Below are 19,610 nucleotides of genomic sequence, written 5' to 3' on the forward strand. Positions count from 1 at the left end.
CAGATTCGTGAGAGACTCTTAATCCGGGGAGTACCTCACGATATGTTGCGAACTCCATTACGTTCTACTTCCCAAACTAGCGGACATGAGACTCGTCGAGTCCGATAGATTCCAAGACGAGGGATGACGGGGACTGAAATTCGACGAGATGCGTCGATTTCTCGGCCAGATCGCTGACGGTCATGACAAGTGATATGCGCCTATAAGCGCTCCGCTGCTGACTATGCGCCCTGGACTTGCACGACGCTACGAACAACATCCATAGCTGGTAGATATTTCAGCGGTCAGTTCGCATCTGTGTCCATCGATTGGTTTCTTTTTGAGACCGCGTAATAAATGAGGTGATCGTGCTGCACTAGTCCTCTGTATTCAGCAAGGTTGCTGAAACCTATCACCTACTTGGGGTTTCAACAAGGCCTTCAATATGATACTATCACAGCTTGCTAGACAATGTAGCGACCGCTTTCCTTTATCCGCCACTCGTGATGAGACGCTAATGGTTCGAAACCTGTCCGGGCGACTCACGATGGGAATCGTCGTCATCCTCATCGGCGTCATATTGCTGCTTTCGACGACCGGGGCCCTGGAGTTGCGGTCGGTGTGGGGACTGGTGGCGCTGCTGTTCGTGTTCGTTGGTCTCTGGACCCTTATTCGTAGCGAGTTTCGTAATCTCGTCGGTCCAGTCATGGTTATCGCCATCGCAGGCACGTTCTTCCTTCGAAACGTAGGTATTCTTCCAGACGAGGTCATCAGCGTCTGGTGGCCGCTATTCATCGTTCTGTTTGGCCTGTTGCTCGTGATCAATCGGTCACGTAGACAACAGCGACGCAGACTCGAGGGCGATGCCAGCGGCGAAATCGCCGCCGCAGCTATTTTTGGTGGAGATAGCCGCCGACTGGTAACGGATACGTTCACCGGAGCCGAACTCATAACGATATTCGGCGATACCATGGTCGACCTTCGCGATAGCGATATCCGATCTCGTCCGGCAATCATCGAGACAGTGACGCTGTTCGGCGACACTGAAATCCGCGTTCCGGACGACTGGACGGTGCGGGTTGAGACGCTGAACGTCTTCGGCGAGACGATCGATCGACGCCCGCGGTCGGCTGGACGGGGGAGCGACTCACCCCCAGATCTGATCGTGACCGGGGTCACGCTGTTTGGCGAGACTGAAATCTCGGATTAAGACTAGTGAGAACGTCGGTTTCGACTCCTCGAGTGCTTACACTTCCTGAGAACACTGCCCGGATCAGGAGTCGTCGCGTTCAATCTCGGTTCGGCGTCCGCTCAACACCGTTGGCTCGAGTGCGTAGAGCTCGATGTCGAGTTGGTCTTTGGATTTCCCCCAGATCTCGAACAGAGGCTTTTTCGCGGCACCGTACTGTTCGATGTGTTCGACGGTGAGTTCGTCCGGATCGATGTGCTCGAGTGTGCCTTCTGCAACGACACTGCGGTAGGTTTGGCCTTCACCGGCTTCCTCGTACACGACGAGTCGGGCGTCAGGCGTGGATTCGAGGAAGGCTCGCTTCTCGCTTTCCGGCGTCGATACCAGCCGCATATAAAATGTCTGTGCACTCGAATTATAGCCATACGAGATGGGTATCGCATAGGGTGCTTGCGCGCCTGAAAGGGCTAGAACGCCAGTTTCGTGCCGACTGAGAAAGCCATCGATTTCGGCTTCCGTCATTTCGGTTTCCTCGGCTAGTGGCATCGTCGTATACGCAGTGATGGATGATCAGTCATTAAACGATTTCTGTTGGCGTCGGCTGGGATGGCTCCAACGCCAGGGTAAATTACGGAACATTGACAGTGGGTGTTGATTCATTCGGGACACTCGAGTGAGACACCGACTGGAAAGCCTGCCGGTGTTTCTCAGTACCACCATTGACAACACTAGCCGACTCAACTATCGCGTCCGAGAACGTCACCGAGCAATTTCCGCTGTGCAGTGATCAGATGTTCGGTCACTGTCGAGGGCGCGATATCGAGCGTTGCAGCGATTTCGGTCGCGTTCGCTCCTTTCGGGCGTTCGAAATAGCCCATGTCGAACGCCGTCTCGAGGACCTCTTCCTGCCGATCTGTGAGTTTCCCGCGGTTGACGAACACCCGCTCTTCGGGCGTTCCCTCGAGTGGCGGTCGCAGGAGTTGTTGGACGTCGACACCATCGAAGTGTTCGCGGAAGTCGGCCATGATGGACTGCAGCTGTTCGAAGGTTTCAGCGTGGAAGACGACAGTGAGGATACCGTCCTCGACATCGTACCGGTGAATCGGACAGCCGTAGGAACCGAGACAGGTACAGGGGCACGTTGTGTCGGTTTCGTGTTCGAAACGATAGATTGCGGTGTCTCCGTAGGAAAATATCGGTCCTCTAATCGAAGCGGGTTGTGCGTCGGTAGCCCGAACGGAGGGGGCCAAAAACTCGGTCGTACTCCCGACGTCGTCAGCGGGTACATTGCTGGTCGAAACCTGGGTAATACTCGTTTCGACCGCTCGAGAAAACTCGACGAGTGGACAGCTTTCCGGTGTCGTCACCGCTACGGTCGCACGTATACCCGACGACATACATCCGAGATTGCTCCTGTGCCCTCTTGAAGATACGGATGTTCGAGGCCGTCTAGAGCAACTAGGATACCCGTTGTAGGTGCAATACCGCATGCACTCGAGGTGCTACCGCGAAACCAGCGTCGATGCCCTCGGCGGAATCATCACTATCGGTTTATCGAAAACTCAAGCAGCCGTTGAGCGAACCGATAGCGTTGACAAACAACTGCTCCTGAAAAGCGGTGGTTGTAGTACTACACCAGTATCTAGCTGGCTTCTTCTTCGTCGTCTCTGTCTGACAACCGTTTCGATAATCGATCCAATTTCGCTCGAGTAGACTCACGACGTTCCTTCGTCTCCTCAGGTTGGTACGCCATCGATTCCACGTCTCCGCACTCGAGCGTCACTGACACCACACTGCCGTCGTTCTGTGCGTCCGTAGGCAACCGTCCTACGGGCAAATCGAGTTGTTCGATTGTCTCGCCATCTTCTTCGAGCAAGATCACCGCAGTCTCGCCGTCGACGATTCGATCAACCACGCCGGTATAGGTCCCATCCATTTTGATCAGCCAAAGGCAGGCGCTTGCACCGTATGAATCACGGGGCTTGTAGTGATCGAACTCGTCTCACCATCGTCTTCGCTGGGTTTCTCCTCGAGTATGTCCTGGGCATCGTTCGAGAACGATTCGGCGGTCGCCACCTCGATCGTTGTCCCGTCAGTCGAAACGAGGATATCGCCATGCACAGCTGTCCAGTACGTGTCGATATTGTGCGCTGCAAATCGCTCGAGGACTTCATCGGCGGGATGGCCGTACTGGGAATCGTAGGCACTCGAGATAATCGCGATCTCCGGGTCCACGGCATCCATGAACGGCTCGGTCGAAGAGGTAGCTGAACCGTGATGGCCAGCGTGATACACGTCGGCGTCGATCTGGTTGGCCCACGCATCGACCAGTCGCTGTTCGGCGGCTGTTTCAGCATCACCGGTCGTCAAATATCGGAAGTCACCGAATTCGAAGACGATACTGACACTGTTATAGTGTAGATCACTCCCCGAATCACCGTCTGGCGGATTTACTACTGTCGCCGTAAGGTCGCCATCTATCGGGAGTTCTTCGCCCTCCTCGACGATGAACAGGTCAACGTCGTATTCATCGACGGCATCGAGGTAGTTCTCATACGTATTCGAGGTAGCCGGAACGCCTGAATCGTAGGCTGCACCGATGCCTTCGCCCTGCGTTTCGAAGTGCTCGATTACGCCAGCGTGGCCGCCGACGTGGTCTGCGTGTGCGTGTGTGGCGACGAGATGGTCGATTCGATCAATACCCAGATCCTCGAGAGACGCAATCACTTCTGATCCGTCTTGTCGCCAATCTCCGGTGTCGATCAGGATGGTCTCGCCTTCGGGCGTGATGATCAACGTCGAATCTGCTTGCCCGACATCGAGGTGATGAATCTCGAGTTCGCCGTCGACGTCGATTGGCTCAGCGTCGCCGCCGTCAGTCTCGTCCACTTCGTCCGAATCGTCGCTTTCCTCGTCTCCTTCGCCTGTCTCGCCGTCCCCCTCGAACTCACCGTAGCCATACTCGAACACGACTTCACCGTCTGGACTCGTGAGTGTCACCACGTCACCACTCCCACTCCAGATATTGACGCCGTAGCCCCAGTAGCGGTCACTATCAGTATCCTCGCCGGTGCCGGTCCAAACGGTCACGGTAGCTCCGGCCTCGAGTACGAACCCGGAGGGAAACACGAATGCAGATAGTCCACCATCGATCTGTCCGCCGTCGTGATCGCGCAGTTCGTACCCTGAGAGGTCGATGTCCTGGTCGCCGGTATTCTCGATAACGATATACTCTTCATCTGCGGAGACGCCTTCGACCTGTAACGCAGCCACTGAGAGCGCGTCACCGATTGCAACGTCGGTGTCTCCGGTTTCGTTCTCATCTGCACCTCCACTATCGTCGGTATCGTCTGTGTCGTCGCCTTCGTCTGTCGCCTCCTCATCGTTGCCGTCTGTCTCGAGGGCGTCGTCACCGACGTTATCGGTCCCCCCGGAACAGCCGGCGAGCACGATCATCAGTGCGACACAAATAACGAGAATCGCCCGTTTCATACTCGAGTGTTTCGAGGGAGTTGCTTCAGTGTTCCGTCCATCAAGTGCTCGAGAGGTAAACTCTGCTGAAACCACAAACTGTTAAATTTCACCGATGACTAAAAGATGCAAACAGAACATGTTTGGATTATGTCAGTCACTAAGCTCGCTTCCGAGTTTCTCGTTCAGGTTCCGGGTTTCGATATCTGATTCGATGAGTTCACAGCATGCTCCAACGAATTCTGTGTTTTTCATCCTCCCGGCGAAGACCTGGGATTCGCCGTCATTGGTTCTAACAGAAGCGACGATGACGTCGCATTCTTCACCGTTGAGGTAATTATACGTTGTGGCGATTCCTCCTATGATCAGGAACAGCAAAAAGACTGCTTCGATTTCGAGTCCTGAGGGGTTTGTCCCAGCGAAATAGAACATGTAGACGGTCACGATGAGTACGATAGTGATCCCGCCGAAAAACCATCCGAGAAACCTGTTGCCGAGAAGCGTGGTGTCGCGCTTGAAAGTGACGCTGGTAATCTCATCGATTGGAATGGTTACCGACTGGGAGATCTCGGGGTTATCCGGGGTGTACGTGATGCTGGTGTCATCTCCGGCGAAGATTCCAGTATTTTCTCCATCGATGACGTACTCACCGATACACGCTTCAGTTTCAAAATTCATTCAGTCTGATTTTGAGAGTACTCTGTTTTTAGATTTTTGGCCCCCTGTGGAATCTACTGGAAAATTCGATAGCCCCATTCTCTTCCCCTGGTCTGATCGTTCCCGTATTCTCACTTCGTTAGAACGAGAAAGAGTAATTTAATACCGAACGCCGAAGGATTAGGTACTAATGGGAAGCAGCGAGGAGTACACGTTCGTTTGCCCTGACTGCGCTCAGTCGATTTCGGTCAACGTTTCGATGCGCGACGCACTCGTTGCCAACGGCTGTGTCGTCTGTGGTAGCGCCGTCTCCGAAGACGATTTCGAGTGTCTGTGTGCGTGACCGGACACACTGAGTCTCTTTTCTCGAGGATGGGGTGCATCGATTTTGTTCCGAACTACTGGTGGATAGCTACCCCTATATAAAACACCCACGATATCAGTGGTGTACACTGGTACCGAAACGATGGCTACAATGAAGTATGAGTCAGGCACTGACGGCAGGGACGAGCCGATTTGGACACGAAGAGCTTGCTGACGGACGACAGACGATTGCTGACTCCGACGGCGTTGACGCCATCCTTACAGCCCTGAACGACGACGATTGTCGAACTATCTTACAGACGGTGAGTGACAGTGACGAACGGCTCTCGGCAGCAGAACTCTCCGACCGGTGTGACGTGCCGCTCTCGACGATGTACCGCAAACTCGAGATGCTGACGGATGCAGCACTGCTCGAGGAACGGCTTCGAATCAAACGCTCTGGTAAACACACGAGCGAATACGGTCAGCGGATCGCGGACGTTCGCGTCTCCGTCGATTCGGGTGCGGGAATCGAACTCGAACTCGCACAGTAATCCCTGGCGAATATTCTTTCTGACGGGTCTGTTGATGATCTAAAGAAAACAGCGAGAGTTCCACGGGTCACCCGACCCGTGGTCGTTTACGCAATTGGTACAAACTGCGTGCTAACTACAGGGCGCGAATGTTGCATCCCATTTCGCTAGAGTAGATTGAACAGATAAATGACGACTCGTTCGGCCGTTGGAACTGGTAACTCGGACGAAGAAACTCTTACTATCTACTGTCAATAAACACTACTATACCAGTAACGAGAACAACGGTACCCCCGAGGATAGTCAATAGACTGCCAATCTGGGGAATAAACTCGCCTCCATACACGGCATAAATATCGAGTAGAAGGTACGAAGGGAGCGCTATCGCACTCAACCCTGTAAGAACTAAAATCATTGCTGTGAACTGTGTGTATCCGACAAGGATACTCATACCCACCGAGACGGCGATGAGCAAGAGAAGGACAAGTGTTACGTCAACTTCAAGCCCCGATGACATTCCCGGCAGGTATACAAGGCGGATCACCTCACGCGCGGGATTCGATTGGAGCCACGGAAGGTAAATACCAACACCGATGCTAATGGCACCAAGGAGTGTAGCCCCAACTAACCGAATATCATCAATCGAAGACTGACAACGTTGAAAAAGAGCGACGGGCGATTTGTGCCTCATAAGAGTATAGTAGATAATACCTCTCCTCCGAGAAAAAAGTTCTGCTAATTAACATTTATTTTCCTCGGTTGGACGCACCTCAACAGGGCGTGGAACAAGTGTCCCTTCAATCTGGATTCCATTCACGACCGAAACTCAGAGCTCGAAGAGCGAGTGTTGAACCTGGATTTCGGTAACAGATCCAGGGTCACACCGGTGGTACGGAAAGTAGAAGGTCTCTGTCTCACCCGGCCGAAGTTCCACGCTTCCCTGCTCGTTATGGACGACGGTTCCGTCATTGAGGACCGCTTCAACGATGACCTGTCCTTCGCCCGTGACGGACGACGCATTTCGGATCGTAACGGCAGCCCCGTAGACGGACACCCCATCGGCCTCCCCAAGTTTTCCCCATCCCTCTTTTACCAGTTCAGTACCGTCCTCGACGGTCGGCCCGGGGTCGGCCGTGGCTCCGTCCGGGGCGTCCAGTTCGTATCGTTCGACAGCCGCATGATTACCCTCCGGAGCGACGATCGTAAACAGGTACGCTCCCGGAGTAACCTGGTAGAACTCGCGGTCGGCAACGGTGATTTCGGTTGACGAGCCGACGAATGTCGCTCGCGTACGCTGGAAGTACCCGCCGCCGTGGAACTCTATGCGACCGCCGAGGCCGTACCTGCCGGTCGAGCCGTCGTAAAAGAAGTGGTGATCCGTGATCGTCGCTCCGGGTTGGTTCTCGACGGTCCCGTCGCGCTCTTCACCGTCGACGCAAATCGGCGTCGCCGATTCGTCGAACGCGGTATCGGCAATCTCCTCGTCGGTCCAGTTCTCGGACGGAACCAGCTTCGAACCTGTTACGTTGCTCGTGTTCGGTCCGTCACCCTCCGTGCGTTCCGAGAGACAACCACCGAGTCCGCCGGCGACGAAAGCTGAAAGATATGTTCGTCTTTTCACAGTACATCTCTACCCGGAACGACCCTAAAAAAGCTCAGTTCGGTGACAAAGTGACTTTACCTACCAACAAAACTGTATACCCGTCAAACGCTTTTCCGTCCTCGAGCCGATTCCGAGTTCAGGCGAACGGAACTGGTTCGGGAAGTGGGAGCATCGTCACGACGAACAGTCCCAGCACGGTGACGACGCCGATAAGGACCGGGAATATCACGATGGCGAAGTTGGTCGAGCCGATGACGCGGCCCAGATCACCGGTCATACTCGAGAGCTTTGGGGTGGAGCTTTGTTTGAGGATGCCCAGCTCGAGGCCGAACAGGATGACGGTCGCAGATGCCGAGACCATGCAGAACGGGCAGATCTCGCCGATCGGGACCAGTTGCAGCCACACGAAGTACGATGATGCGAGGACACCCGTCGCTGTGATTGGCGTCAGGATTTTGATGATCAGTGGGTGGCGCGTGTCGAACCACCAGAGCGTGAGTCCGATGGTCGTCAGGTAATAAAACGCTCCGAGGGTTGCCAGCGGAACGCCGAAAACGTACGCGTATGGACTCGTGATCACTTCGATTGAGCCTTGCACTGGTGCATCAGCCGGTATTGCCGGGAGGGCGAAAAAGTGGATAGCGGTGAGCATCATGCTGACCATCCAGCCGACGATTGCAACTCCCATGAACACGCCAAACAGCGTGGACACGCTCGAATTATACCCCCATTCGTAGTCGAACAGGTTCGTTGATTGTGTTGCCATATCTGGAGTATTGTGCGGGTTGCACATAAGTATTGGGTATGATGCCCAATACTATGGAATGCCGAGGTCAAAACCTCACCTTACATACCTCTCAAATCTGCATAACACATTTCTTGATTGATGGCGACATTTGACGGTCATTTCTATGTTTCTATCTTGCACCCTATCTGAAATTCTATAACTGGGCCCAACGCGAGTAGGTGACTCGAGTGAACGAGAAATTGACGATCAGTTCATTCTTCTTTTTCGTAGGGTTCGCCGACCGATGACGGCATTCGCGTTTTCCCCCAGACGGTGAGTACAATAATGACGCCAATGTACGGCGCTAACCCGATGAGTCGGGCAGAAATGTCTCGGCCGAAAAAGGTGATATCAGTCGTCTGGAACTGCACTTGCAGCATGTCTAGCCCGGAGAACAGTAATGCGGCACCTGCTGCACCGAGTGGGTTGTAGTTTCCGAACAGGTAGGCGACGATGGCAATCCATCCACGACCATCGACCATCGTCTCGCCGGTCCCGACGAAATCCCCCGCATGTGCGAGCAAGACTGCACCACCGAGTCCGGCCATAGCCCCCGAAAAAATAACGGTCGCATACCGCACTCGATTGACGTCGACACCGGCCGTATCGAGTGCTTTCGGATTATCGCCGGCGGCTTGTATCCAGTAGCCGTACTGGGTACGGTACAGAAACACCCAGGAGACAACGACCACGATGACGGTAAAAAGAACCAGGGGTGATTGGTTGAACACGATAGTCCCGATGTACGGAATATCCTGGAGATACGGGACTGCATAGTTGTTGATGCTCGCCAGCCCTGGACTCCGAACCGTGTCCCAGAGCAAGGAGGCGGCAAAGGGTGCAAATCCGAGACCCATGAACCAGATAGCGAGTCCGGCGACGATCTGGTCAGCTTTGTACCGGATCAAAAGCACCGCGTAAAGCACGGTGAGTGCGAGTGTGAAGGCCACTGCGATCGCGATTGAGAGCCAGATATGTGGTTGACTCGGCGAGGTCCCGCCCATCCCGTACATGACGGCTGCTGCGGTGATCGCTCCAAAGATCATGAACCCCTCGAGACCGATGTTGAACACACCACTTTTTTCGGCGTAGAGACCGCCGATTGCGGCGAGGGCGATTGGCGATGCGCCGACGAGTGTTCGATTGACGAAGCCCACGGTGAATATTCGATCGAGGGGAATGTCGAACAGTAGCACGGCGATTCCAGCGAGGGCAATGAGGGCTATGAGCGCCAATCCTCCCAGGCGAACGCTCCGCTTGGCCGTATAATCTGCAACGCTCATTTGTCCTCACCCCCGAGCCCCGTCCGTTGGGCAATCATTCTGAATAGCTCCGGCGCAGCGACGAACAGCACGACCAGGCCGACGATCCCGTCGATTAACTGCACGGGAACACCGCTGTGAATCTGTACGTACGAACTCGAGGAATCGAGTGCGCCGAAAAGCAGTGCTGCAGGAACGACGCCCAGGGGGTTGTTCGCCGCGAGCAAGCTCACGGCAATAGCGTCGAAACCGTAGTTACCGATGCCAGTGGGATCGATAAAGTAGCCCTGGACCATAATAGCGAAGACTGCGCCGACCAGGCCGGCAATCATCCCCGAAATGGTCATCGTCATGACGATCATACGTTTTGAGGCGACCCCAGAGAAGGTGGCCGCAGGCTGTTGATAGCCACTGGTCACCATATCGTATCCGAGACTCGTTCGTGTCATCACGATAGAGACGATGACCACGACCGCGATGGCGAGAGCGAGCCCGACGATAGAGAAGTTCGGGTTTTCGAAAACGAGCTGTGGAAAGCCGACGTTATCAGGGAGATACGCCGTCCGAACGGACCGGGCATCGTCGGGACGGAGCGGACCGTCGACGGCCCAGCCGACGATACCGATGGCGATAAAATTCAGCATAATCGTAGTGATAATCTCATTTGCCCCGTAGTAGGCTTTCAATGCGCCCGGAAACGCTCCATAGAGGCCACCGGTGACAGCGGCAACGACCAATCCAAGGATAATCAAAACGATGCCCCCTCCCGTCCCGTTTGGCAAGATCGGAGCGACCCAGATCATCGCGAGGGTCGAGGAAATACCGCCGATAATCAACTGTCCCTGAACACCGATGTTGAACACACCGGCTCGAAAGGCGACTGCGACCGCGACGCCAGCGAGAATAAACAGGGTCGTAAACTGGAGGGTCCGAGAGAACGCTCGCTGGCTGCCAAAGGCCCCAACGGCCAGGTCGCGTGCAAACTGGAACGGGTCGTGACCGACCGCGGCCACGATGATTAGTCCGATAGCCAGCGCCAGCAGAGTTGACCCAACCGCAATACCGATGCGTTCTAATACAGTCGCATTGAGCATTCGGTTCGCTGCCCAATCTAGCACACCGCGAAATCGGCCGGGTTCTGCATCGCTCATGAATTCACCTCGCTATCGGTTTCGACTGTTTCGGCGATGCTATCGGATAGCTCATCTTCGAGCGTCTTCCCGGCCATCAACAGCCCGAGTTCTTCCTCGGTCACGGATTCAGGATCGACGGTGTGAATAAATTCTCCCTCGTACATGACTGCGATTCGGTCGGCGAGTTTCTGAATCTCATCCAGCTTTGAGGAAATAACGATGATACCGAGTCCCGCATCCCGGAGTTCGATCAACCGATTGTGGATAAACTCGATCGATCCGATGTCGACTCCTCGTGTTGGTTGGGAAGCTACCATCACGTCTGGGTCGTGTCCGATTTCACGTCCGACGATGAACTTCTGCTGATTGCCGCCGGAGAGTGAGGTTGCGCTCGCTCGCGGGTTCTGTGGTTGAACGTCGAACTCGTCGATAATCTCGTTTGCGTGTCTGGAGACCTCGCCCCAGTCGAGCCACCCACTTTTCGAATACGGCTCGATAGTCTGATTTCCGAGGAGTGCGTTTTTGACCAGGTCGTAGTTTTGGACGAGCCCTTCTACTTGCCTATCTGAGGGGATGTAGCCGATACCGAGTTCGATCCGTTCGCGACGACCGGTCCCCGTGATATCGGTGCCCCGAAAGCGAATGGTCCCGGACGCAACGGAGCGCAAGCCAGTGAGCGCTTCCGCGAGTTCGCTCTGGCCGTTTCCTTGCACCCCAGCGATACCAAGGATCTCGTTTTCGTGAAGTGTGAGGTCGATATTTGTTACCTGTTCGAGTCCCCTATCTCCAGTGACACTGATCGACTCGGCGTGGAATACTGGGTCACCAACAGTCGCGTCGCGATCCAGTCGGTCAAATAGGACCTCGCGTCCGACCATCATCCGAGCCAGTTCCTGCTCGTTGGTGTTGGCGGCGTCAACGGTTCCAACGGCGGCACCGTCGCGTAAGACGCTAATCTCGTCAGCAACACCCAACACCTCGTCGAGTTTGTGTGAGATGAATATAAGCGACCGCCCAGCCGCTTTGAGGTCTTCCATCAGTCTCATGAGCCCGTCAACCTCCTGCGGAGTAAGTACTGCAGTTGGCTCGTCCAGAATCAGGATTTCTGCCCCTCGATAGAGGCTTTTTACGATTTCGATCCGTTGTCGCGTACCCAGGTCGAGTTCTTCGACCGGCGTGTCGAGATGCTTGTCGACGTTGAACCCGTATCGGTCACAGATTTCCCGAATATCGACTCGAGCGGTCTCTTCATCGACGAGGCCGCTACTTGTTGGTTCGTGCCCCAGGATGACGTTTTGTAACACCGTCATCGGTTCGACCAGTTGGAAGTGCTGGTGTATCATGCCGATTCCCGCATCCATCGCATCCTGTGGCGAATTGATTGTCCTGGGTTCGCTGTCGATGTAGATCGTCCCCTCGTCCTGTTCGTAAAGCCCGTACAAGACGCTCATCAGCGTCGTCTTTCCGGACCCGTTCTCGCCCAGTAATGCGTGGATGCTTCCGCTTTCGAGCGAGAACGTCACATCGTCGTTAGCCACCACGTCGCCGAAGGTTTTCGTGATACCCTCGAGGCGGACCGTCGGCGGCTCACCGCTTACAGCCATGGTGCTCCAGTAAATGTGTGCATGCGTATAGACTACCAAAAAGTGTGTGGCTTGCTAACAACCAGTCGGACCGCAGGTGAGTTCGATTTCGTCGTCGATGAACGCCTGTCTGGCGGCTTCGATGTTCTCGTCGAGCGAGTCTGGCAGTTCTCCGACGAACTCCTGGCCGACGATGAAATCGATTCCTTCGTTTTCGATACTCAGGTTCTGTTCACCAGAGACGTCTTCCCAATTATCTTCGACGACCGCCTCGGTCACCATGTAGGTGGCCTCATTGAGCGCTTTGATTGCAGAACCGAGGATTACATCGGCGTATTGTTCGTCGCCGACAGACTGGTCGGTGTCGACGCCGAGAGCGAACCGATCGTTATCCTGCGCTGCGGAGAACGCGCCAGCGCCCGCGGCGGCCGCGGCGTGCCAGACGATATCCGCACCGTCGTCGAACTGTGAACTGGCTACCTCGTTGAGCGCCTCGACGTCGGAGAAACTCCCGCCGTAGCCTGTGAGGACGTCGATACTGTCATCAATCCACTCGACACCTTCGATATAGGACTGTTCGAAGGCGTTGATGAGATCGATATCCTCCCCCCCAGCGAATCCAACGACTGATTCGTCCGGGTCAGTCGAACTATCTCCGTGCTGAATATCCTCCTGCGTGAGGGTAGCTGCTGCAACGCCAGCGAGGAACGACATCTCGTTGTTCATCTCGATCCAACCGGACACGTTTTCCGCACCCTCGACGTGGTCGTTAATTAACATCCAATACTGGTCGGGGTACTGCTCTGCATTTTCGGCCAAGCCTTCCCAATGTTGGTAGCCAACCATCACGATGAGGTCGTAAGCCCCTTCGGCGGCCAGATCTTCCTGTCTCGCGGCGAACTGTGCGGTTTCGGTCTCCTCGACCTGTGTGACCTCGAGACCGAAGTCCTCGGCGGCCTCTTCGAGACCGGCTAGGGCGTTGTCATTGAACGCGTTGTCGCCGAATCCGGCGTCACTTGAAATGATGGCGACCTGTCCACCGTCAGCTTCACCATTGCCGTTTCCATTCCCGTTCCCGTCATCGTCGCCGGTCCCATCGTCGTCGCCGTTTCCGTCGTCGTCCCCGTTGCCGAGACAACCGGCAATCGTAATCGCACCAAATGCCGCACTCGAGCCCAGTACGCGTCGTCGGCTGATTCTTCCCCTTAGATCTGTTCGTGAGGCGTTCCCTTCCCCTTCGTGTTCACAGCTATCTTGCACCATGTGAATGAAGTCATTACCCGAACATTAAACTTTTTCGACATATTTTACACCTGTTGGGGGTGCTATATTATCTACCTATCGACCAATATCGCTGCTGTATATTATGTGGATTTTATGAATAGCCCATCAAATTAAATGATTGCTGATTGATACTATAGTAGCCAGTGAAACGATTTACACACCTATCCCGACGTAGTCTTGCGGTAGGGTGTGCAATGACTTTCACTGGCTACTATAGTGGCTTCCCAAACCTGCACGGATGCGTGAAATCGATAGCTGTGTTCCGGTTTCACGCATGGGTCGACGTTTGGGAGGGTACTATAGAGGTCGAACGGACTTACTGGAACTGCTCAATGACTCCCTCGAACACTCCTTTGGGAAGCTGGTAGATCTGTTCGCTGCCGGTGATGACGTCGGTTTCTCTCACCAACACCAGTTCGTTTTCCACGTACTCGGCGTCGACGTTCGAGACGAACTTGGCTTCGTACCGTGGGAATTGCTGACCGTGTTCACCGACCGTAAAATCACGAACGGTCGTCCATTCGTCGCTAGTGAGTCTGTTCGTTGTAGTTTGTTGCATGATTGTTGGACAAATAGGAGGGACAGGTGTTAAATACGTCCATAATAGGATATCCCAGTGGGGATATTGCTTAAGGAAGTATATATTCGGGTTCTACAGCGCCTCGAGTAGCGCGTCGATATCTCCGCGGGTGTTGAACGCGTGGACCGACACTCTGATACCGTCCGGGAACGGCAACGAGCGAACGGTGATGTCGGCATCCGAGAGCCTCGAGACAGTCGCTTCCGGGTCATCGACGTCGAGCGTCACCAGCCCGGACTCGAACGAACGAGGGCTCAACAGTGTCTCGTCGTCGAGACCCGATTTGAGTCGGTCGGTGAGCGTTTCGATGCGCGATTCGATGGCCTCCGTGCCGAGTGACTGGTGAATATCGATAGCTGCCTCGAGGCCGGCATACGGGGCTGGCGTCGTCGTGCCGAATTCGAAGCGGCCAGCTCCGTCGATGTACTCGTAGTCGGGGTCGGTGGGGGTGACCACACTTTTGTATCCGATTGCCGATGGGACACACCCTTCTTCGACACCGGGTTTCACATAGAGGAAGCCGGCCCCGAACGGGCCGAGGAGCCACTTGTGGCCAGCACCGACGACGAAATCGGCGTTCCACTCGGTTACGTCGACAGTGGTCTGGCCTGGCGACTGGACGGCATCGACCACGGCGAGTGCCCCGGCGTCGTGGGCGATATCGACGAGTTCGGCGACTGGCAACCGCGTGCCGTGACTCCAGGTGATCGAGCTGAAGAAAAGCACTCGGGCGTCTTCGACGGCATCTTTGACCGCGTCGATGTCGACCCGACCGCGTTCCGTCTCGAGGACGCGAACCTCGACACCGTGGGCCCGCTCGAGTTTGGCCCAGGGGAGCATACCGGCAGGGTGCTCGAGGTCGGTGCGGACGACGACGTCACCTTCTTGCCAATCGAAGGCCCCAGCGATGCGGTTGATGCTGTCGGTGGTGCTCTCGGTGAGCGCGATTTCCGATTCGCTGGCGTTGAGCAATTCGGCGACACCCGTTTTCGCCCCATCGATTCGCTCGCCAGCGGCGGCGTACATACCGGTGTCGACCGGGTCGTTGTACTCGTGGGCCTCGAGTGCTTTCGTTGCGGCGTCGACGACTCGACGTGGGCTCGGGCCGCCTGCGCCGGTGTTGAGGTAAATGCCTCGCTCGAGTGCCGGGATATCGGCACGGAGTGTCTCGAAGTTCATCGTTGTGTCAATAGTTGTGTGGGGGGTGGTAATCGTTTGCCTCGATCAACGAGCGTGTGCGATACGGGGCTCGCCGAATAGCGGGTGACGAGTGGAGCGGGGAGAACGGACCACGTCCGTGCTCGACAGGGCGAGTGATAGGGATAATTGAAAACGTTTCCCGGTCAGTGACCACCTCGGTTCGTCGCTGACCAGCAAGCGAATACAACAAACCCTATGAACCGTTTAGAGCTGTGGGCTGGCTGCTTCCGTTTCGGGCTCGGCAGCTGATTCGGGCTGTTCGTCGAGCCAGCCTTCGGCGTCGAGGGCGGCCATGCTGCCGGTCCCCGCGGCCGTAATCGCCTGTCTGTAATCGGGGTCCATGACGTCACCTGCCGCGAAGACGCCTTCGACGGCAGTTTCGGTCGTCATGCCCTCGAGCGTGACGATGTATCCGGTTTCGTCTCGGTCGACCCCGGTTTCGGCGAGGAAGTCGGTGTTCGGGACGTGGCCGACACCGTAGAAGATGCCCCCGACCTCGACGTCCTCGAAGGTGACGCCGTCGTCTTTCGCCGTCGGATGCCCGTCCGGATGGCTCACCAGCCTTGCGCCGGTGACGCCGGTTTCGGTCGAGCCGTGGATCTCGAGTAGTTCAGTGTTCCAGCGGAACGAAATATTCTCGTTCTCGCGGGCACGCCGGGCCATGATGTCAGAGGCCCGAAGTTCGTCCCGTCGGTGGACGACTGTCACGCTGTCGGCGAACTTCGTGAGGAAGAGCGCTTCTTCCATCGCGCTGTCGCCGCCGCCGATCACCAGCACGTCGTCTCCGCGGTGGAACGCACCGTCACATGTTGCACATGTCGAAAGCCCATACCCCATGAGTTCGCTCTCGTTTTCGGCACCGACCCAGCGGGCGCTCGCCCCCGTGGCGACGATCAGGGCCTTCGTGTGAATCACGTCGCCCGTGGCCAACTCGAGGGCGAATGGGCGTCCCTCGAGGTCGGCCTGTTCGACTTCGCCGTGGGTAAATTCGGCACCGAATCGCTCGGCTTGCTGTTTGCCGCGCTGGATGAGTTCCATCCCGCCGATGCCATCGGGGAAGCCCAGATAGTTCTCGACCTCCGTCGTGAGCGTCAGCTGTCCGCCCGGTTCCGGCCCCTCGAGAACCAGCGGCTCGAGGTCGGCGCGGGCCGCGTAGACGGCTGCGGAGAGGCCGGCAACGCCCGAGCCGACGATGACGAGTTCTCGTGGGGTGTCCTGATGGGGTGTCTCTGTCATTTCGCGGAGTTTAGTTGGTGTAGTTATCGATCAGCTGTCGCATCTGTGCCTCTGGCAGGACGCCGACGTGCTGTTCGACCTGCTGGCCGTCCGCAAAGAGCAAGATCGTTGGGACGCCGCGGACGCCGTAGTGGGCGGCCAGCTGCTGGAGCTGGTCGACGTCGACTTTGGCGATTACCGCGTCCGTTTCTTCTGCTAGCGTCTCGAGGACTGGCTCGAGCATCTGACACGGACCACACCAGGTGGCGAAAAAGTCGACGAGGACGACGTCGTGCTCGTCGACGACCTGGGAGAGGTGGTCTGCGCTTTCGATATACACTGGCGACGACGCCGGGTCTGTCGCCGTCGTATCGTTCGTAGTTGAATCAGTTGTCATCACATCCACGTATGAGCTCACAGTGTTTAAAGGTTTTGTGTTCACTGTGCAATACAGCACCTCCCTTTCATACACTCCTCCGAATCCGTTTTTTCCTCTACTGTTGAAAACACGCCTCAAAATCAAGCTCTGGCCATTATACTGGGTGGGAAATTGGCCGCCCCCTTCGTTTGCGGTCGAACGTGGCTCGCTTCGACGAATCGACTATCTCTGGTGTTTTGCTCAAATAGTGCTATATTGCTTGTCGATCAAGATGTGCAATTCGGGGAGTCACGGGACGTCACCGTTCCTTGAGGTGTCACGCCAATTGCTCCGCAAGTACCGCAGGCAACGAGTGATAGACTGCCGCCGTCCGAGCGAGCGCATCGACAGTGATGTACTCATCACAGGCATGCACTGTATCCGTCGCCACGGCGAACTCCACGGTGGGAATGCCTGCCTGTCGTAATCGCTTTGCGTCACCGCCGCCGGTCGCACTTCGTTTGAATACACGGGTCTCGAGGACGGTTTCAGCCGCCTCAGTGAGGGCTGTCACGAGCGGACTATCCGGCCGTTCGGAGGAACCGACACTCCAGCTGACGTCGGCGATGGTGACACCCTCGACGTCGGCCACCCACGAACGGATTTGTTCGAGGAGACTCTCGGTATCGACACCGGCGCTCAATCGCACGTCGAGTTCCGCTCGAGCGAACCGGGGAACGCTGTTGACGGCATCACCGCCCTCGATCGTTCCCAGATTGATCGTCGGATACCGAAACAGGTCGCGCGCGACCTCCCGCCCCATCGATGGTGCGTAGTACTCGAGTGACTCCTCGAGAATCGGTTCTACCTCGGGCGGAATCGACAGCGGCTGATCCTCGAGCCCGGTTCGCACTTTCGTAATCGCCCCCCAGAGGCGATCGATCGCGTTGGTCCCGAGCATTGGTCGCGAGCCATGTGCCGACTCGCCCGTGGCTTCGAGGGTGAGCCAGATGCTGCCCCGGTCAGCCACCGTCACCGAGTGCGCATCGCTGGTACAGGTCGGTTCTCCGATAACGCAGGCGTCCGCCTCGAGTTTGTCGGCTTCGAGCAGTGCCTTCACACCGGCAGGGCCGCCGACTTCTTCATCACTCACGAACGCAAAGGTGAGCGTGAGTGGTGGCTTCTCGTCGCTCGTCGCGTAGTATCGTGCGAGTTCGACCATCGCTGCAACCGCTCCTTTCATATCCGTCGTCCCGCGTCCGTACACCCTGTCCTCGACGCGTTCGCCGAGCGGGTCGTACGACCATCCGTCAGGATCGTAGGGGACGGTGTCGAGGTGGCCGCTATACAACACGGTTTCCTCGCGCGTTCCGGGTATCGTCGCGAGCAGGTTTGGCTTGGCTGGATCGCTTGCAAATCGTTCGGTCTCGAGACCGGACGCTGAAACGGTGTCCTCGAGCGAGCGAACGATCGCACGGGTGTCACCCGGCGGGTTCGACGTCTCGTGGCCGACTAACTCGAGTGTTCGTGTGACGAGTTCGTCTCGAGTAACCGGTGACAGATCGAAGGCCACGACCCTAGCTGTTCGCTTGTAACTGTCGTTCGATGTTCTGGTCGTATTTGTCCTCGAACTCCTGGATCAACTGGCCCATTTTGGCGTACCAGTCGTTGAGCATGCGCTGCATGTCGTTGGCGATCTGCTCTGGATCGGTTGGCCGGTAGACGTGGTAGTATCCACCCTGTTCGTAGTTGATCTGTTCTTTCTGGATGAAGCCACTCTGGAGCAATCGCTGAATTGCCCGATAAGCCGTCGAGCGTTCACGGTCCACTTTCTCAGCGACTTCGTCGATCGTCAGCGGGTCATCGCTCTGGACGAGCGCCTGAAAACACTCCTTATCGAGTTGCTTGAGCCCGTGGATACACTCCAGCAGGCCTTCACACTGCATATCCTGCTGCAGTTGTTCTGCCATCGAGTTTGCCATGAGTAGCGATACGAACCCCACTGGTATAAGGGTTGTGTGAATATTGCACAATCCCGATGAGCTGCGGTTTTTGTCCTGATAGGGCGACTTGCAGACTCCGAAACTGGTGTTCGGTCGAGTACCACTCGAGGGACCAATCGCAACTTGTGTTTCCCAATTCGGCTCCGTTGGAATCGTTACTCAATTGCGCCCTCAGACTCTAGAACGCTTCGATGACCGGTTGCTGACCGTCTCGAAGTCTGCCATCGCCTCGAGTTCTTCGTTTACGCTCTCGAGGTCGATGGTTCCAGAGATGGCATCGGCGGGGCGGAGCTTACCGGTATCGAGCATTCGAAAGATCTCTTCGTACCGCGTCGGCGGCATCTCGAGCGAGCTGTAGAAATCGATTATCTGCATCACCATGGTGCCGGTAGGCAACGCCACCAGGGCTATAGCTACGTGCTGGTTCCGAACCTGTTTTGACTGGTGCCGAGGTCCCGTTACGCGGTTTT

The 19,610-nt window shown here is 56.1% G+C and carries 21 protein-coding genes; 3 read left to right on the forward strand and 18 right to left on the reverse strand.

The window, feature by feature from the left end:
* Window positions 1-496 precede the first annotated feature (496 nt).
* Window positions 497-1,189 carry a LiaF transmembrane domain-containing protein gene (locus NLK60_RS18220; protein WP_254811014.1) on the forward strand — a complete coding sequence of 231 codons (693 nt, stop codon included), beginning with the start codon at window positions 497-499 and terminating at the stop codon, window positions 1,187-1,189.
* Between the two features lie 63 nt (window positions 1,190-1,252).
* On the opposite strand, the gene NLK60_RS18225 is transcribed toward NLK60_RS18220, so the two are convergent.
* The 5 genes from NLK60_RS18225 to NLK60_RS18250 all read right to left on the reverse strand — a co-directional run bounded on the left by NLK60_RS18225 (window position 1,253) and on the right by NLK60_RS18250 (window position 5,317).
* Window positions 1,253-1,714, reverse strand: coding sequence for a pyridoxamine 5'-phosphate oxidase family protein (locus NLK60_RS18225; protein ID WP_254811015.1), 462 nt, complete (start codon window positions 1,712-1,714; stop codon window positions 1,253-1,255).
* 191 nt (window positions 1,715-1,905) lie between these two features.
* Window positions 1,906-2,565, reverse strand: a complete 660-nt coding sequence (locus NLK60_RS18230; protein WP_254811016.1) for a helix-turn-helix domain-containing protein — start codon at window positions 2,563-2,565, stop codon at window positions 1,906-1,908.
* Between the two features lie 245 nt (window positions 2,566-2,810).
* Entirely contained in the window at window positions 2,811-3,104 is a 294-nt protein-coding gene (locus NLK60_RS18235) for a DUF3006 domain-containing protein (protein ID WP_254811017.1), read from the reverse strand.
* Between the two features lie 5 nt (window positions 3,105-3,109).
* Window positions 3,110-4,660 (reverse strand): lamin tail domain-containing protein, encoded by a 1,551-nt coding sequence (locus tag NLK60_RS19745; RefSeq protein WP_425499103.1) that lies wholly within the window; start codon window positions 4,658-4,660, stop codon window positions 3,110-3,112.
* A 132-nt stretch (window positions 4,661-4,792) separates the two neighbouring features.
* The gene (locus tag NLK60_RS18250) at window positions 4,793-5,317 is read right to left on the reverse strand and encodes a FixH family protein (protein WP_254811018.1); all 525 of its coding nucleotides are present in this window, start codon (window positions 5,315-5,317) and stop codon (window positions 4,793-4,795) included.
* A gap of 169 nt (window positions 5,318-5,486) precedes the next feature.
* Between NLK60_RS18250 and NLK60_RS18255 the strand changes: the two genes are divergently transcribed.
* Window positions 5,487-5,639 (forward strand): DUF7560 family zinc ribbon protein, encoded by a 153-nt coding sequence (locus NLK60_RS18255; RefSeq protein WP_254811019.1) that lies wholly within the window; start codon window positions 5,487-5,489, stop codon window positions 5,637-5,639.
* A 139-nt stretch (window positions 5,640-5,778) separates the two neighbouring features.
* Window positions 5,779-6,153 carry a winged helix-turn-helix domain-containing protein gene (locus NLK60_RS18260; protein ID WP_254811020.1) on the forward strand — a complete coding sequence of 125 codons (375 nt, stop codon included), beginning with the start codon at window positions 5,779-5,781 and terminating at the stop codon, window positions 6,151-6,153.
* An 805-nt stretch (window positions 6,154-6,958) separates the two neighbouring features.
* Here NLK60_RS18260 and NLK60_RS18265 read toward each other — a convergent pair.
* From NLK60_RS18265 to NLK60_RS18325, 13 genes are all read right to left on the reverse strand, one after another.
* Window positions 6,959-7,753 (reverse strand): hypothetical protein, encoded by a 795-nt coding sequence (locus NLK60_RS18265; protein WP_254811021.1) that lies wholly within the window; start codon window positions 7,751-7,753, stop codon window positions 6,959-6,961.
* A gap of 118 nt (window positions 7,754-7,871) precedes the next feature.
* Window positions 7,872-8,501 (reverse strand): vitamin K epoxide reductase family protein, encoded by a 630-nt coding sequence (locus NLK60_RS18270; protein WP_254811022.1) that lies wholly within the window; start codon window positions 8,499-8,501, stop codon window positions 7,872-7,874.
* A gap of 233 nt (window positions 8,502-8,734) precedes the next feature.
* On the reverse strand, window positions 8,735-9,805 hold the full coding sequence (locus tag NLK60_RS18275) for an ABC transporter permease (protein ID WP_254811023.1): 1,071 nt from the start codon (window positions 9,803-9,805) through the stop codon (window positions 8,735-8,737).
* Window positions 9,802-10,935 (reverse strand): ABC transporter permease, encoded by a 1,134-nt coding sequence (locus NLK60_RS18280; RefSeq protein ID WP_254811024.1) that lies wholly within the window; start codon window positions 10,933-10,935, stop codon window positions 9,802-9,804. The genes NLK60_RS18275 and NLK60_RS18280 overlap by 4 nt, the downstream gene beginning before the upstream one ends.
* Complete coding sequence (locus NLK60_RS18285; RefSeq protein ID WP_254811025.1) at window positions 10,932-12,521, reverse strand: ABC transporter ATP-binding protein; 1,590 nt, start codon at window positions 12,519-12,521, stop codon at window positions 10,932-10,934. Before NLK60_RS18285 ends, NLK60_RS18280 begins: the two co-directional genes overlap by 4 nt.
* Before the next feature lie 54 nt (window positions 12,522-12,575).
* Window positions 12,576-13,763, reverse strand: a complete 1,188-nt coding sequence (locus NLK60_RS18290; protein ID WP_254811026.1) for a BMP family lipoprotein — start codon at window positions 13,761-13,763, stop codon at window positions 12,576-12,578.
* Between the two features lie 337 nt (window positions 13,764-14,100).
* Entirely contained in the window at window positions 14,101-14,343 is a 243-nt protein-coding gene (locus NLK60_RS18295) for a hypothetical protein (protein ID WP_254811027.1), read from the reverse strand.
* A 93-nt stretch (window positions 14,344-14,436) separates the two neighbouring features.
* Window positions 14,437-15,543: an aminotransferase class V-fold PLP-dependent enzyme gene (locus NLK60_RS18300; RefSeq protein WP_254811028.1), complete on the reverse strand. Its 1,107-nt coding sequence runs from the start codon at window positions 15,541-15,543 to the stop codon at window positions 14,437-14,439.
* Window positions 15,544-15,768: 225 nt separating this feature from the next.
* On the reverse strand, window positions 15,769-16,800 hold the full coding sequence (locus tag NLK60_RS18305) for an NAD(P)/FAD-dependent oxidoreductase (RefSeq protein ID WP_254811029.1): 1,032 nt from the start codon (window positions 16,798-16,800) through the stop codon (window positions 15,769-15,771).
* Window positions 16,801-16,810: 10 nt separating this feature from the next.
* Window positions 16,811-17,176, reverse strand: coding sequence for a thioredoxin (gene trxA, locus NLK60_RS18310; RefSeq protein ID WP_254811030.1), 366 nt, complete (start codon window positions 17,174-17,176; stop codon window positions 16,811-16,813).
* A 298-nt stretch (window positions 17,177-17,474) separates the two neighbouring features.
* Complete coding sequence (locus tag NLK60_RS18315) at window positions 17,475-18,710, reverse strand: M20 family metallopeptidase (RefSeq protein ID WP_254811031.1); 1,236 nt, start codon at window positions 18,708-18,710, stop codon at window positions 17,475-17,477.
* 4 nt (window positions 18,711-18,714) lie between these two features.
* Window positions 18,715-19,119 (reverse strand): helix-turn-helix domain-containing protein, encoded by a 405-nt coding sequence (locus NLK60_RS18320; RefSeq protein WP_254811032.1) that lies wholly within the window; start codon window positions 19,117-19,119, stop codon window positions 18,715-18,717.
* 192 nt (window positions 19,120-19,311) lie between these two features.
* The gene (locus tag NLK60_RS18325) at window positions 19,312-19,542 is read right to left on the reverse strand and encodes a hypothetical protein (RefSeq protein ID WP_425461882.1); all 231 of its coding nucleotides are present in this window, start codon (window positions 19,540-19,542) and stop codon (window positions 19,312-19,314) included.
* Between the last annotated feature and the right edge of the window lie 68 nt (window positions 19,543-19,610).

It is taken from the genome of Natronosalvus amylolyticus, from assembly GCF_024298845.1.
GTDB lineage: Archaea > Halobacteriota > Halobacteria > Halobacteriales > Natrialbaceae > Natronosalvus > Natronosalvus amylolyticus.